The sequence below is a fragment of the Larkinella sp. C7 genome (genome assembly GCF_006149005.1).
In the GTDB taxonomy this organism is placed as follows: Bacteria; Bacteroidota; Bacteroidia; order Cytophagales; family Spirosomataceae; genus Larkinella.
The window spans coordinates 176941-191283 of sequence record NZ_VBSL01000002.1 but is presented as its reverse complement, the minus strand read 5'-3'; the positions used below and the strand labels follow the sequence as shown (position 1 = coordinate 191283).

9 protein-coding genes are annotated in these 14343 nt (G+C 54.2%); 4 read left to right on the top strand and 5 right to left on the bottom strand.

Translation table 11 applies throughout. The features are described from left to right. Positions 1-172 precede the first annotated feature (172 nt). The 3 genes from FH871_RS05875 to FH871_RS05865 all read left to right on the top strand — a co-directional run bounded on the left by FH871_RS05875 (position 173) and on the right by FH871_RS05865 (position 6283). Positions 173-2641, top strand: coding sequence for a TonB-dependent receptor (locus tag FH871_RS05875; RefSeq protein ID WP_138990419.1), 2469 nt, complete (start codon positions 173-175; stop codon positions 2639-2641). Positions 2642-2753: 112 nt separating this feature from the next. After that, positions 2754-5105 (top strand): TonB-dependent receptor, encoded by a 2352-nt coding sequence (locus FH871_RS05870; RefSeq protein WP_138990418.1) that lies wholly within the window; start codon positions 2754-2756, stop codon positions 5103-5105. Between the two features lie 92 nt (positions 5106-5197). Then, entirely contained in the window at positions 5198-6283 is a 1086-nt protein-coding gene (locus FH871_RS05865; protein WP_138990417.1) for a M20/M25/M40 family metallo-hydrolase, read from the top strand. Positions 6284-6337: 54 nt separating this feature from the next. Here FH871_RS05865 and FH871_RS05860 read toward each other — a convergent pair whose 3' ends face one another. From FH871_RS05860 to FH871_RS05845, 4 genes are all read right to left on the bottom strand, one after another. Further along, positions 6338-7249 carry a DUF4249 domain-containing protein gene (locus FH871_RS05860; RefSeq protein ID WP_138990416.1) on the bottom strand — a complete coding sequence of 304 codons (912 nt, stop codon included), beginning with the start codon at positions 7247-7249 and terminating at the stop codon, positions 6338-6340. A gap of 4 nt (positions 7250-7253) precedes the next feature. Further along, positions 7254-9941 carry a TonB-dependent receptor gene (locus tag FH871_RS05855; protein ID WP_138990415.1) on the bottom strand — a complete coding sequence of 896 codons (2688 nt, stop codon included), beginning with the start codon at positions 9939-9941 and terminating at the stop codon, positions 7254-7256. Beyond that, positions 9938-10942, bottom strand: coding sequence for a FecR family protein (locus FH871_RS05850; RefSeq protein ID WP_171062769.1), 1005 nt, complete (start codon positions 10940-10942; stop codon positions 9938-9940). Before FH871_RS05850 ends, FH871_RS05855 begins: the two co-directional genes overlap by 4 nt. A gap of 73 nt (positions 10943-11015) precedes the next feature. Continuing rightward, complete coding sequence (locus tag FH871_RS05845; RefSeq protein ID WP_138990413.1) at positions 11016-11621, bottom strand: RNA polymerase sigma factor; 606 nt, start codon at positions 11619-11621, stop codon at positions 11016-11018. A 224-nt stretch (positions 11622-11845) separates the two neighbouring features. On the opposite strand from FH871_RS05845, the gene FH871_RS05840 reads away from it, so the two are divergent. Next, positions 11846-12811 carry a fasciclin domain-containing protein gene (locus FH871_RS05840; protein ID WP_138990412.1) on the top strand — a complete coding sequence of 322 codons (966 nt, stop codon included), beginning with the start codon at positions 11846-11848 and terminating at the stop codon, positions 12809-12811. Between the two features lie 89 nt (positions 12812-12900). On the opposite strand, the gene FH871_RS05835 is transcribed toward FH871_RS05840, so the two are convergent. Beyond that, a complete protein-coding gene (locus tag FH871_RS05835) occupies positions 12901-14343 on the bottom strand; it encodes a DUF1501 domain-containing protein (RefSeq protein ID WP_138990411.1) in 1443 nt (480 codons plus the stop codon).

Genomic DNA, 14343 nt, shown 5'->3' with positions numbered 1-14343 from the left:
CTTTCTATTCATTTTGCCGGAAATGTTGTCGTTCGTCAATCCGATTCTTCGGGTTGTCAACGGGGTTTCTGAATGGTTTCTGCAACAGCTTTCTTGTCGGTCGATTGAAGCGGTAACCCGGTTTGTACGGTGTTGCGGTGAAAATCGATCACCCTGAAAACAGCAGCTACCGATGATGCGATTTTTTTTCTCCTGCCTGTTCACCGGTTGCCTGGTGGCGAACGGTTTTGGTCAACTGTCCGGCCAATTCACAACCTCCTCGGGGCAACCCATTCCATTTGCCAACATTCTCCTCTTAAATCCGGTCGATTCCACCCTGGTCAAAGGCTCGTTAACGGACGAACAGGGCGTGTTTCGAATGGATGACAGTACGCCCGGAACCTACCTCCTGCGGTTTACGAGCGTGGGATACCAGACCTGGCATTCGACGGTTTTTGAACTGACAGCTTCACAATTGGGCAAAGATTTTGGAACCCTAATGATGCGGGAAGATACCCGGCAACTGGGCGAAGTGGTGGTTCGGGCGGAAAAACCGCTGTTCGAACAGCAGGTTGCCGGCACCATCGTCAACGTGGAAAGTAGCCTGATGAGCAAAGGAAGTTCGGTTTTAAGCGTTTTGGAGCGGTCGCCCGGCGTGGTGATCGATTACCAGAACAACAGCCTGATGCTGAACGGGAAAAACGGGGTGATGGTGATGCTGAATGGGAAATTGATGCGACTCCCGCTGGCGCAGGTGGTCTCTTTGCTGAATGGCATGAGTGCCAATGAGATTTCAACGATCGAGTTATTGACCACGCCCCCGTCGCGGTATGACGCGGAAGGAAACGCCGGTTTGATCAACATCGTTACCAGGAAAAATAAACAACGCGGCATGAACGGTTCCGGGGCCGTAACGGGCGGATATGGCTGGGGGGAAAAAGGAAGTGGCAGTGTTTCGCTTTCTCATCATACCGAAAAACTGGGTCTGTACGGCTCGTATTTATTTTCCCACGACCGGACGCATACGGACCTGTTTATTCTGAGTTCGCAGGACATGCCGGTGTTCAGCGGACGACTGGATGTCGTGGCCTGGGACACCACAACGGCGGTGCAAAATAACCACAATGCAACCGTAGGAATCGATTATAAAATCAACGCAAAAACCGGCGTCGGGGGGAGTAGTAATTTCAACCGGAATACCACATCTTCCAATCGACATGCCGGAGCTACCTACACCATTTTACCCGATTCGCTTCTGCTGTTTAAGGGCGAGGTGAAAGGTGTTAACCGGTGGAATACGTTTACCTCTACGATTTATGTGGAACGGGAATTGCGACCGGGTGAAAAATTTACGACCGATCTGGATTATTTATATTTCAAAAACGATAATCCTTCTGAGGTGAAAAATACATTTCAAAACCGGGACGGAACACCGGTTGGTACGGATAATAGTCTGTTTTCTCCCCGTCAGAAAAGTTTCGCTCATACATTATTCCGCGTGGGCGTTTTGAAAGTCGATTATACCAAACCAATAACTCCAAAACTAAGAATTGAAACCGGTTTGAAAGCGACCTATTCCGGCGGTTCCAGCGTTTCGGGGATCGAGAGTCAGGTTGATGGGGTATGGATCGGTCGGTCTGAAACGGCCACTACGATTGGGATGAAGGAGCGAATCGGGGCGGCTTACGCATCGGTCAATACCCCACTCAATGCCTCGATTCAACTGGCCGCTGGGATTCGGTACGAATATTCACATACGCGGATGGATGACCTGAAAACCGGCGAAAATACAATCAATCGGCGGTTAGGAGCCTGGTTTCCCACGGTGTTGCTTACCAAAAAAGTCAATCCAAACGCGGAATGGCAGCTTTCGTATACCAAACGAATCAGCCGCCCCTCATATAATGATCTGGCATCCTTCGTGTTGTATAGCGATCCTACTGCCGTATACACCGGAAATCCGGCTTTAAAACCGACGATTACCAGCAACCTGAAACTTGGGTATACGTTCCGGGGCTATTCGTTTTCCCTGCTTTTCAGCCGCGACAAGCATCCCATTGCCCGCTATCAAATCACCGAACGGGAAGCCCGGAATTTGCTGTATGTTTCCCCGCAAAACCTGGCCTGGCAGAATAACCTGACGTTTCAAACCAGTCTTCCCTGGAAGGTTAGCAACTGGTGGACGATGAATGCTGGTTTTGTAGGCGGTTTGCGGCAATTTCGCGTCGAACACACCCGGATACCGGTCGAAAAATCGTATTTCGGGTGTTCAGTCAATTTTAGCCAAACGTTTAAACTGCCCGCTCGTTTTTCGGCTGAATTATCAGGATGGTATAACTCAACCGCTTATAATGGGTCTATAAAAGTGACCGGATTTGGTGCTTTAAATGTGGGTGTTAAAAAGGAGCTAAAAAACGATGCCGGAAGCTTTCAATTGTCGATTTCGGATATTTTAAGAACCCTTCAAATCAATCCTTATTACGGAACGCTAACGCAGGAAGCCTTCTCAATTAAAAACCACGTTCAGGTCAATACGGAATCCACCCAATCGCCTATCCTAAAACTCACGTATTCCCGGTCGTTTGGCGATATACATGCGAATAAAAAGAGCCAACGAAATGCCGGATCGATGGACGAAAGGGATCGGGTTCGGAAAGAATAAGCATTTAATGGAGAAAGAAATACGGTTTCAGGTGAAATAAAAAAACAGCAACTGAATAGGGGTTGTGGACAAGGTAACTGTCATGACGGCATACCTACAACAACAACTACTCATGCACGTTCGGACACTGATTCTTGCGCTAATGACAGGCGTTTTCCTGCAAAATGCCCACGCACAAATTTACACACAAACCATTCGGGGAACCGTCGTCGACCAAAGCCTGCAAACCGCCCTGCCCGGCGCAACGGTTCTTATGTTAAACGCCAATCCGATCAAAGGCATCACCACCGACGCCGACGGATCGTTTCGGTTGACGCAAATCCCGGTGGGGCGACACAGTTTGAAAATCACCAGTCTGGGCTATAAAGAACTGATTTTATCGAACATCGTGGTCGATGCCGGGAAAGAACTGGTGCTCAACGTGGCCCTCGAAGAAGCCATTGTGACGGTGAACGAAGTAACGGTTCGGCCGCAAATCGAGAAGGACAAACCGCTGAACGAGATGGCCGCCGTGAGTGCCCGGACGTTCTCGGTGGAAGAAACCCAGAAGTTTGCGGCCGCCGTCAACGACCCGGCCCGGATGGCGACGGCCTACGCCGGGGTGGTCAGTGCCGACGATGGCAGTAACCTGATCGTGATTCGTGGCAACGCTCCGACGGGTTTGCTCTGGCGCATGGAAGGCGTCGAAATTCCGAACCCGAACCACTTTGCCAACCTGGGGTCAGCCGGGGGCGGCATTTCCATCCTGAGTGCCCAACTTCTGGCCAATTCGGACTTCATGACGGGCGCTTTCCCGGCCGAATACGGCAATGCACTCTCCGGCGTGTTCGATTTGCGACTGCGAAAAGGCAACAATGCCAAACGCGAACACACCATTCAGGCGGGTGTTCTGGGGCTCGATGTGGCGAGTGAAGGGCCGTTTTCCAAAAACTACAAAGGGTCGTACCTCTTCAATTACCGGTATTCGACCCTGGGTTTGTTGTCAAAAATAGGGGTCAATATTGGCGGAGCAGCCAATGTTTTTCAGGACTTATCCTTTAATCTGTACCTTCCGGCGGGGAAAGCGGGCAATTTTACGGTCTTCGGCTTTGGCGGTCTGAGCAACAGTGACATGGACGCGGTGAAAGATTCCACAAAGTGGGAAAATGATTATGAACGTTACAACGACCATTTTTTTGCCAAAACCGGTGCCGTGGGTGCCACGCATTCGATCAGTCTCAGCAAAAAAGCCTTTCTGAAAACCGTTACGCTTTTCTCGGGCTACCAAACCGGTTACGAAAATGAATCACTGGAAACCGGATATGTGCCGCTGCTGCAAATGCGCGAAGCCTACCGCATCCGGAAACAGATCGCTTCCTCAACCCTGACCTATAAATTCAACGCCCAACACACGCTGCGCGCCGGTGTGACGGGTTCGGTTCTGGGTTTCAATTTGGAGCGGAAGGAGCGACTGGAAGGGCAAAACGCGCTCACCACGCAAATTCAGACGGACGACGAGACGGCTACGGTACAGGCTTACGGGCAGTGGAATTACCGCATGACCGAAAAACTGACGTTCAACGCCGGGCTGCATTACCTCCGGCTGATGCTCAATAAGACGGATGCGCTGGAACCCCGCGGATCGGTGCGCTGGGCATTTGTGCCGGGCCATTCGGTGAGTTTGGGCTACGGGCTACACAGTCAGATTCAGAACCTGGCGACCTATTTTGCGGCCCAACCGACGGAAAATGGTGCACCGACCAACCGGAATCTGGGCTTTACGCGCTCGCACCATCTGGTGCTGGCCTACGACTGGTTGCTCAACGACCACCTCCGCGTGAAAGCCGAATCGTATTACCAGTCGTTGTTCAATATTCCGATCAGTGCCGACACGAAGGATGCTTTCGCGATGGTGAACAGCATCGATGGCCTGACCACCGACCGGCTTGTGAACAAAGGCGTTGGCAAAAATTACGGCCTGGAACTGACGCTGGAACAGTTTTTACACAACAACGTCTATTTTCTGCTGTCGTCTTCGCTCTACGATTCGCGGTATCGGGGGTCGGACGGGGTCTGGCGCGACACCCGGTTTAACGGCAAATACGCCTTTAGTTTTCAGGGCGGAAAGGAGTGGGTACTGGGCGAATCGGGCCGGAATGTGTTGGGGCTGAACCTGAAATTGACTTATTACGGCGGTTACCGGACCACACCCATCGACATCGCCGAGTCCATTCGTAAACAGGAGACGGTGTATGTGGACAGTCAGTCGTATACCCAAAAGTTACCCAATTATTTCAGGACCGATGTGCGGCTGAGCTGGAAGCGAAACCGCCCGCATTCGACCCGCACGCTGTCGCTGGACCTTCAGAATGCGACCAACCGGCAGAACATTTTCGGGCAGTATTTCGAACCCCGCACCGGCTTAATCAAAACCAGTTACATGACGCCCCTGATTCCGGTTTTGAGTTACCGGGTGGCATTTTAGAAAATACCCCTTTAAAAAACGGTCGGCAAGGTGGGAATTGTCGACCGTTTTTGTTTGGTTTGAAAAATAGCACTTAACTTGTTTCAAATCGAATGACCGAATCCAGTAAAAATTTTCTTTATACCTACCTCAACAATGCCTCGCCCACGGGCTTCGAATCGTCGGGACAGCAAATCTGGCTGGATTACCTCAAACCGTATATTGATGAGTACATTGTCGATACGTACGGAACCGTCGTTGGGGTGATCAATGGCACAACGCCCGCCGATCAGACGCCTTACAAAGTGGTAATCGAAGCGCATTCCGACGAAATTTCGTGGTTTGTTAATTTTATTTCCGACGACGGTTACATCTACGTCCGGCGCAACGGCGGTTCCGACGCGCTGATTGCGCCGTCGATGCGGGTGAATCTGCACACAGCCAACGGTCAGGTGCAGGGTGTATTTGGCTGGCCGGCCATTCACGTGCGTGATCTGGCGAAAGACGTGGCTCCGAAAGTGACGGATCTGTTCATCGACGTGGGTGCCCTGACGAAAGACGAAGTACTCGCAATGGGCATTCACGTCGGGACGGTTTGCACCTTTGCCGAAGGACTTTTCGAGCTGAACAACCGGTATTACGTCGGTCGGGCACTCGACAACCGGATGGGCGGTTTCATGATTGCCGAGGTGGCCCGCCAGTTGAAGGAAAACGGCGTGCAACTGCCTTTTACCCTCTACATTGTGAACGCCGTACAGGAAGAAATTGGCCTTCGGGGGGCCGAAATGATTGCCCGGCGGCTGAAGCCCGACCTGGCGATTATTACGGATGTGACGCACGACACACAGTCGCCCAAATACGACAAAAAGGAGCAGGGCGACCTGAAAGCCGGTGGTGGCCCGGTGATTTGCTACGGCCCGGCAGTTCAGAACAAGGTGCGGGATTTTATCATTCAGGTGGCACAGGACAAGGAGATTGCCTTTCAGCGTCAGGCAGTTAGCCGTTCCACCGGAACCGATACCGACTCGTTTGCCTATGCCGCCGAAGGCAGTGCTTCTGCCCTAATTTCTTTGCCGCTCAAATACATGCACACCACGGTTGAAACCGTTCATATGGACGACGTTCAGGCGGTGATCAAGCTGATCTACGAAACGCTGCTGGCAGTAAAAGGAAACGAGGACTTCCGGTATTTGAAATAAGAATGCCATCGAGACAGTCGGCCGGTTGGGTAAATCTGATCGGCCGACTTTGTTTTAGTTGATGATACTGGCGGGATCATTCAGGGTGACATACGCGCCATTGTAGGCGGCAAACACACCGTAGCCACCGGCAATGTTGGAAAACAACACCGTCGGTTCCACAAAATACTGCCCCTGGTTGGTAAACTGCTCCCGCAGCGTGGTGTGGTAGCGGTAATAATTTTCGTCCGTGGTCAGCAGACCCACCCGAATCCGGTTGGTCCGGGTGATCGTGTTCGGCGCGGTGAGCAGCGAATGCGAACCCGTCATCAGTCGCTCAACGCCAGCGCGGCCGGTTTCGCGGTCTACAAAGAACGTGGGCCGACCCAGCCGGTTTTCCAGAACACGGCCGGTGCCTTCTTCGCAAATTGATTGATCGATTTCCGCCCAGCCCCGGTAATAATTGGTTTGATTTTCAGCGGTTTTTTTATCCGGAGAATTCCAGAAAATCGTCGTGGTGTAGTTGGTCAGAGCGGCATTGGCGCTGTTCCGGGTAACCACCGAGTCGAGGGCGATCCGGCTGACGGGAACGGCGTGGGGGACGGTGGCTTCTGCCGTCACCCGGCGGTTTCCGGTCATGCTCACCGTCAGCCGGTAGGTCACACCCGGCCGGATAGAAAACCGGCCCTGCGGTAAGGCACGGTAATAGTTCAGCTTGTCGTCATAGATCAACTGAATGGTTCGGGTGCTGTCGCTCAGGAACACCACCGCATCTTTCACCACCAGCGATGGCGCAAAGGAGGACACAATCTGGGGTTCCGACATCGCAATTTTGGCCGCCAAAACCGTGTCTTGCGGGGAGATAAAACAGATTATGTTGGGTTTGGTCACCCGGTCGATGGGCAGGGCGTCCACGGACAATTCATCGACCGAGCGAATGCAGCTACCCGTCAAAATGATCAGAACCAGGGAGAGGAGCGTGCGCATCGGCTTAGAATGAAATCAGGTAGTTGAGCGATGGAACAAACGTAAACAAAGCCACCCGACGGAGCGAAAGCTGCCCGGCGGGATTGATCATCAGGTTGTACGAAAACGGATTTCGGCGTCCGTAGGCGTTGACGGCTCCCAATTCCACCCGGTGTTTAAACCGCCGACGCCCTAAATCGGCCTGGAGATTCACGTCCAGCCGGTGGTTGGCTTCGGCCCGGAAGTTGCTGAACGAAGTCCTGACCTGCACCAGTGGTGATTCGGTGCCGAACAGTTGTTCCGTTGGGGTAATGACCAGATCCGCCTTGCCGAGTCCCAGATGACCGAAACTGGGAACGCCCGAAACCGGTACCGAAAACGGGTTGCCGGAGCTGAACGTCCAGGCCGCCGACAACCGAAGCCGGGGGCTGAAGGTATACAAACCCGTGACGGAAACGCTGTGACGGCGGTCGTGCAGGGGATAAAACGCGTTGCCGTTGTTGAGTTCGGGAAACTGCCAGCGCGTTACGGACCAGGTATAGTTGAGCGATCCGGTCAGGCGTCCCGAGCGGGATTGCAACGTTGTTTCTAGGCCGGATGCCTGGCCATTGCCGGCGGTGATGTTGCGCTCCCAACTGACCTCACTGGCCCGAACGGCACTGGTGATGCCGATGAAGTCCGCGCCTTCCTGGTAACTGATGACGTGGCGCATCCACTTGCGGTAGCCTTCCACGGTCAGTTGCCAGCGCGGGTTGAAATCGTGGATGAACCCGAGCACGACCTGCCGTGACTGCTGCGGTTTGATGAGGTCGGTGGCCGGTACCCACAAATCCGTTGGTAAGCCCAGGCCCGTGTTGGACAGCAAATGAATGAACTGGTTCATGTCGGAAAAGGAAGCCCGAACTGCCTGCTTTTCCCGAATCTGTACGGCCGCAGAAACGCGCGGTTCGGCCCGCAGGAAGGCCTTTTGCCGGATGTGGTAGCGGATGATGCGCCCCCCGGCGCTGAGTTTGATGCGTTTGCCGAAGGTCCAGTGGTCTTCGGCGTAGGCGGCTGTTTCGACCGATTCGGTTTTTTCCAGACCCGACTGATTGCCGAGGGCCGAGAGCGTGACAACCTGAACACCATTGAGCCGGTAGGCCCGAACGGTGTTGATCAGACCAAACTGAAGGTGGTGGTTGGCGGAGGGAAAATAGTCAAAGTCGGTTTTCAGGGTCAGATCCGTGATGCCATCAAAATACCGCCACAAATCCGTCAGTTGTCCGGACGTTTCGCCTTCGGTGCTGATGTTTTTCCGGTGCGTTTCAAAGTTGTACCGGCTGAAAACCAGCGCGGTATTGCTGAATAATTTTTCGGAGAAGAGGTGATTCCAGCGCAGATTCCCGGTCTGGTTCTGCCAGGTCAACACGTTCACCCAGCGTTGTGACCGGTTCAGGCTGTCGCCACCGCCAAAGTAGTTTCGCCCGAAATAGCCGCTGAGATAGAGCTTGTTACGCCGGTTTAGATCGAAATTTATTTTCGCGTTGAGGTCGTAGAAGTTGGCTCGCCAGTTGGTTCCGGAATAATCTTCAATGACCGACGCGACGAAGTCGCCCAGAATTGGGCTGAGGTTGGAGCGCCGGGCCGCGAGCAGAAACGACGCTTTCTCACGGATCAGCGGGCCTTCGAGCAAAAGCCGGGAGGCCACGATGCCCGTTCCGACTGCGCCATGCCATTGCTGTTTGTTGCCTTCCCGCATGGACATGTCGACTACCGACGACAGTCGGCCCCCATACCGGGACGAAAACCCGCCCTTTTGCAGCGTGACGGTTTGCAGCGCGTCGGCGTTGAAAGCCGAAAAAAAACCGAACAGGTGATTGGCATTGTAAACCGGGGCCTCGTCCAGCAGGAGCAGGTTCTGATCGGCACCACCCCCGCGAACGTGCAGGCCGACCTGACCACTCAGTCCCGGCTGAATACCCGCCACGAATTGCAGCGTTTTCAGGACATCTTTTTCACCCAGCAAAGCCGGGGTGTTCCGAATCTGGAGGGCCGGGAGCGTCAATTGGCCCGTTTGCGACGAACTGAACGCCCGCGCTCCGGCCGTATTGGTCAAAACCACTTCGTCCAGCAAGGTGTTGGCCGTCAGTTCAATATCGAGTGAAACCGAGCCGGATAGGGGCAGTTGCCGGTAAAATCGCCGGTAGCCTACCATCGAAACCACCAGATCCACGGTGTCGCGTTCTGTGATCGTGAGGGAGTAATATCCATACGGATTGGTGGTGGCGACGGTTTTGTCGACGTAAACGCTGGCGCCGTTTACCTGCTCCCGGCTCCCTTTTTCCCGCACAAATCCGCTAATCGTAAACCGTCGCACAGGCGTCTGGCCAGTGGGCTGGGGGCGGGGCAACGGGCGCGTTGCGGGTTCGATCAGGTAACAGTCGTCGACCCGCCGGAAGGTCAGGCCGGTTCCCGACAGGGCGTTTTCCAGCAGGGTTCGGGTGTCGGCTTTCCACGGGATCGGGGCCGTTACCCGGATGGTTTTCAGCAGCTTTTCATCGTATAAAAAATACGTCCCGCGCTTCTGGTTCAGGGTCTTCAATAACTCTTCCAGGGTCTGCGCCGACTGGGCACGGGTCTGCGTTCCGGTCAGCAGTGACCCGATCAACATACCGCATAGCCCAACCCGGAACGGTTTGTGGGCCAACCTGAAAATCTGTCGCAGCACCTTCACCGGTTCAGCAAATAGGCATCTCCCTTTTTATTTACTTTCAACTGATGGTAAACCGCCAGTGTATTCAATACTTTTTCGGGATCTTTCAGCGGTAAAATGCCCGAAAACCGCCGACTACCGGCCTCCGCCGGATCGAATTGAACGTCAATCCCAAACTGCTCCTCCACCTGCCGAACGGCTTCCGGAAGGGTGACCTCGTCGAAAATGATCTGATTTCGAAGCCAGCCATTGTAGCGTTCCGCCGATACCTCCCGACGGAGTAGCTGGCCGGTGGCGGTGTCAAGCTCGGCCAGTTGCCCCGGCATCAGCGTCAACACCGGACTGCGGTCTGAACCACTGACCTGTACTTTGCCCCGGTTCAACACCACGCGGTTGAGGTCGCTGCGGCTGGTCATGGTAAATTCCGTACCCAGAACCTGAACCGTGAACGCGCCTTGGCTGTGTACCCGAAACGGCACATGGGCTTCCAGATGGCGGACGGAAAAATAGCCTTCGCCGGTGAGTGTGACGTCCCGGTTTTCGCCGGATGCCCAATGTCGTCGGTGGCTGAGTTCCGAATGGCTGTTGAGTGTAACGGTCGAACCATCGGGCAGGGTAATCGTTTTTTGCTGGCCGTAGTCGGTGCGATACGAAACCGTCTGGTTCTGCCAGAGCCAGTAACCACCCAATCCCAGCATAACCAGAACCGAAGCCGCTGCGACCCACCAGCCGGTTTGGAAACGGGTTCGTACGGGTTGAAAATCGACGACAGTGGGGGCGGTGTCCGATTGGCGGTCGGCCAGCAGGGTTTTCAATTCCTGCAAGGACGCTTCCAGACCCGGTTTGTGGCCACTGAGCACACTGTGCAGCCGTTCGGCTTCCCGAAACGCCGGGAGGTTGTCCGGTTTTCGACGCTGCCATTCCGTCCAGTAAGCTATTGCCGCCGGGTCAGTACCCTGTCGGTAGGCAACAAAACTATCGTCCAGCAAAAAGTCGTCGGCCGTGTATAGGTCGTGTTTCATTGGGTTCATCCACATCCCGAAAGAGGACCGGGCGTGTTAAGTTCAGGTAATAGTACGTCGAAGTAGCGAAATCTCACAAACCCAGCAGGGAAAAAATGAGCAGCCATAGCGGTACCAGACTCCGTTTTTCTTTTCGATTCAGCGTCTGTCGCAACAGTTTCAGGGCTGAAGACAGCGTGTTGTAGACCGTATTGATGTGCATGCCGGTGGCTTCGGCAATTTCCTCATTTCCCTGATTTCGGAAAAACCGCAGTTCGATGAGTTGCCGCTGCCGGGGTGTCAATTGACTGAGTGCCTGCTGGAGCGTGTCCTGAAGATGCTGCTGTTCCTGCGCCTGCACGATGACCTCTTCATAAGGTGGTTCGTAGCCGGGTTCGCGTCCGGTCAGCTCCGTAAAATGATTTTCCCGGTTAAAATCTTTCAACAGCTTCCGACGCAGGGCCGTGATGAGGTACGACCGGATGTTGCCCACCACCGGCAGTTTCTCCCCGCGTTCCCACAATTCCAGATACACCTGGTTGATGGCATCTTTGGCCTCGGTGGCTGTGAAACCAAAGTAGATGCCAAAATTCAGTAAGTCGTTGTAAGTCAACCGGTACAGCTCGCTCAGGCTGGAATCATCGCGGTTGCGAAGACCCTCCCAAAGCGATGGTGTAATTTCCGGTACAGGACTGGGCATACGGCAGAACGGTTTGCAGGGAATTGATTACGGGTTGTAACGGATTGATGAACTAAAATGTTGGCTGCGGAAGTCCCACGCTGAAGGCAGAACGAAAATTTTTCAAAAAAAATCTAAAAGTTTTGTGAGAAAGCTACTTGCCTCCGCACTATGGTTCGAAAGCAATCCAAACACCTCCAAAAGTCGATTGCGGAATTTTTCAACACACAACTTTTAAACTGTTTATGAAACGTAATCCATCCATTTTTCGAAAATTCACCCGCCTGAAGTTTGTGGTAGCCCTGTTGGTAAGTTCAACGTTACTTTCAATGACGTCCTGCAACAAGGACGACGACGACGAAACACCGGCTCCCCAGACCATCACTGATATCGTTGTCAACACGGCTGATTTTTCCCTGCTGGAAGCCGCCGTCGTGCGCGCCGGGCTGGCCGAAGCACTGAGAACGGGATCGCTGACGGTATTTGCGCCGACGGATGCGGCTTTTCAGGCGGCTGGTTTTGCGGATGTAGCCGCGATCAATGCTGCGCCGGTGGCAACCCTTCAGGCGGTTCTACAATACCACGTCATCGGACAGCGGACGGCTGCGGCTGATATTCCGACAGCGGCCAACACGGCGGTGCAGACGCTGGGCAACAGCAATGTATACATTACCAAAACCGCTTCGGGCGTTTCCGTCAATGGCGCACGGGTGACGCAGGCCGACGTTTCCGCGTCCAATGGTGTCATTCACGTCATCAATAAAGTTCTGATGCCGCCCACCCAGAACATTGTGCAACTGGCGCAGGGGAATCCGAACCTGAGTTTGCTGGTGGCTGCGGTCACTCGCGGAGGTGCGCCGGTTCTGAATGCCCTGACGGCTGCGGGGCCGCTGACGGTGCTGGCTCCGACCAATGCCGCTTTCCAGGCGGCCGGTTTTGCGGATGCGGCTGCCATCAATGCTGCGCCGGTTGCCACGCTGACCAACATATTGACCTATCACGTTATTGCCGCCCGGGCCTTTTCAACTAACCTAACCGATGGAGCCGCCGTGACGACGGCACAGGGAACCACCGTTCGAAGCAACGTAACCTCTTCCGGAGTGAGTTTTCTGGGAACTGGAAACGCCAATCAGGCTTCGAACGTGGTTTCTGCTGACAATGTGGCTACCAACGGCGTGGTTCACGTAATCGACCGGGTGTTGCTGCCTTAAGTTTAGTTGATTCTGTGGGGATAATTGTATACGGACAACCGGATCTGATCGGTTGTCCGTTTTTGTTTGTTTGGAAGCAGATGAACGGTCTAGGCCAGAATCGGCTTGACCACTTTCCCGGCCACATCGGTCAGGCGGTAGCGACGCCCCTGGAATTTGTATACCAGTTTTTCGTGGTCAAGGCCCAGCAGGTGCAGAATCGTGGCCTGCAAGTCGTGGACGTGGACCGGCTCTTTCACAATGTTGTAACTGAAATCGTCGGTCTGTCCGTACGTCATTCCTTTTTTTATACCGCCCCCGGTCATCCAGACGGTGAAGCAGCGCGGGTGGTGGTCGCGGCCGTAATTGTCTTTGGTGAGCTTGCCCTGCGAATAATTGGTTCGGCCAAATTCACCGCCAAAAATCACCAGTGTATCGTCCAGCAAGCCCCGTTGTTTCAGGTCCTTCACCAGCGCGGCCGTCGGCTGATCGACCGAATCGGCCATGATTTTGATGTCTTTCGGTAAATTCCCGTGCTGGTCCCAGCCCTGGTGATACAACTGAATAAACCGTACATCTTTCTCGGCTAATTTTCGGGCCAGCAGACAGTTGGCCGCATACGTCCCCGGTTTTCGGCTTTCGGGGCCGTACAGATCAAAAATGTAATCCGGTTCTTTGGAAAGATCGAGCGTTTCGGGAACGGAGGTTTGCATTCGGTACGCCATTTCGTACTGCTGCATCCGGCTGTTGAGTTCGGGGTCGAGGACGTGTTTGTACTGATCCTCCGTCAATTTGGCGAGGTAGTTCAGCATCGTCCGCCGGGAGGTTTTGTCGACGCCATCCGGATTGTTCAGGTAAAAAATCGGATCGGGACCCGACCGGAATACCACTCCCTGGTGCGTGGAAGGGATAAAACCGTTGCTCCACAATTTGGCATAAAGCGGTTGGTCGCCACTCCGCGCCCGCGACAGCAGCACGACGAAAGCGGGCATGTTTTTGTTTTCTGAACCGAGTCCGTAACTCACCCACGAACCCATCGACGGCCGTCCGCCGATCTGGTTGCCCGTCTGGATAAAGGTCACGGCGGGGTCGTGGTTGATGTGTTCGGTATGCATGGATTTGATGAAACACAGGTCGTCCACCATCGTACTGTGGTGCGGCAGCAGTTCACTGACCCAGGCCCGGCTTTTCCCGTATTGTGCAAATTTATACACCGATGCCGCCAGCGGAAACGAACTTTGGCCCGCCGACATGCCCGTGAGCCGTTGGCCCTGCCGCACCGATTCGGGCAGGTTTTGCCCCCACATCTGTTCGAGTTTCGGTTTGTAATCGAAGGTTTCCAATTGCGACGGTGCCCCGCTTTGCAGCAGGTAAATCACCCGTTTGATTTTGGCCGGAAAATTGGGTAAATCCAGACCGGAACCCGAACGGGCTACGGCATTTTGGGGCAACAGGGAAGAAAGTGCGGCCGCGCCGAGACCCAGACCGCTGCTTTGCAGAAACGTCCGGCGGCTCATCTCATCGTGGATGCGGTCTTGCAATTCGTTGGTCAT

Coding starts and splice junctions, on each gene's coding strand:
- FH871_RS05845 (WP_138990413.1), bottom strand. CDS start 11,621: ATGCCCAGTCCTGTACCGGAAATTACACCATCGCTTTGGGAGGGTCTT.
- FH871_RS05875 (WP_138990419.1), top strand. CDS start 173: ATGATGCGATTTTTTTTCTCCTGCCTGTTCACCGGTTGCCTGGTGGCG.
- FH871_RS05850 (WP_171062769.1), bottom strand. CDS start 10,942: ATGAAACACGACCTATACACGGCCGACGACTTTTTGCTGGACGATAGT.
- FH871_RS05865 (WP_138990417.1), top strand. CDS start 5,198: ATGACCGAATCCAGTAAAAATTTTCTTTATACCTACCTCAACAATGCC.
- FH871_RS05870 (WP_138990418.1), top strand. CDS start 2,754: ATGCACGTTCGGACACTGATTCTTGCGCTAATGACAGGCGTTTTCCTG.
- FH871_RS05860 (WP_138990416.1), bottom strand. CDS start 7,249: ATGCGCACGCTCCTCTCCCTGGTTCTGATCATTTTGACGGGTAGCTGC.
- FH871_RS05840 (WP_138990412.1), top strand. CDS start 11,846: ATGAAACGTAATCCATCCATTTTTCGAAAATTCACCCGCCTGAAGTTT.
- FH871_RS05835 (WP_138990411.1), bottom strand. CDS start 14,343: ATGACCAACGAATTGCAAGACCGCATCCACGATGAGATGAGCCGCCGG.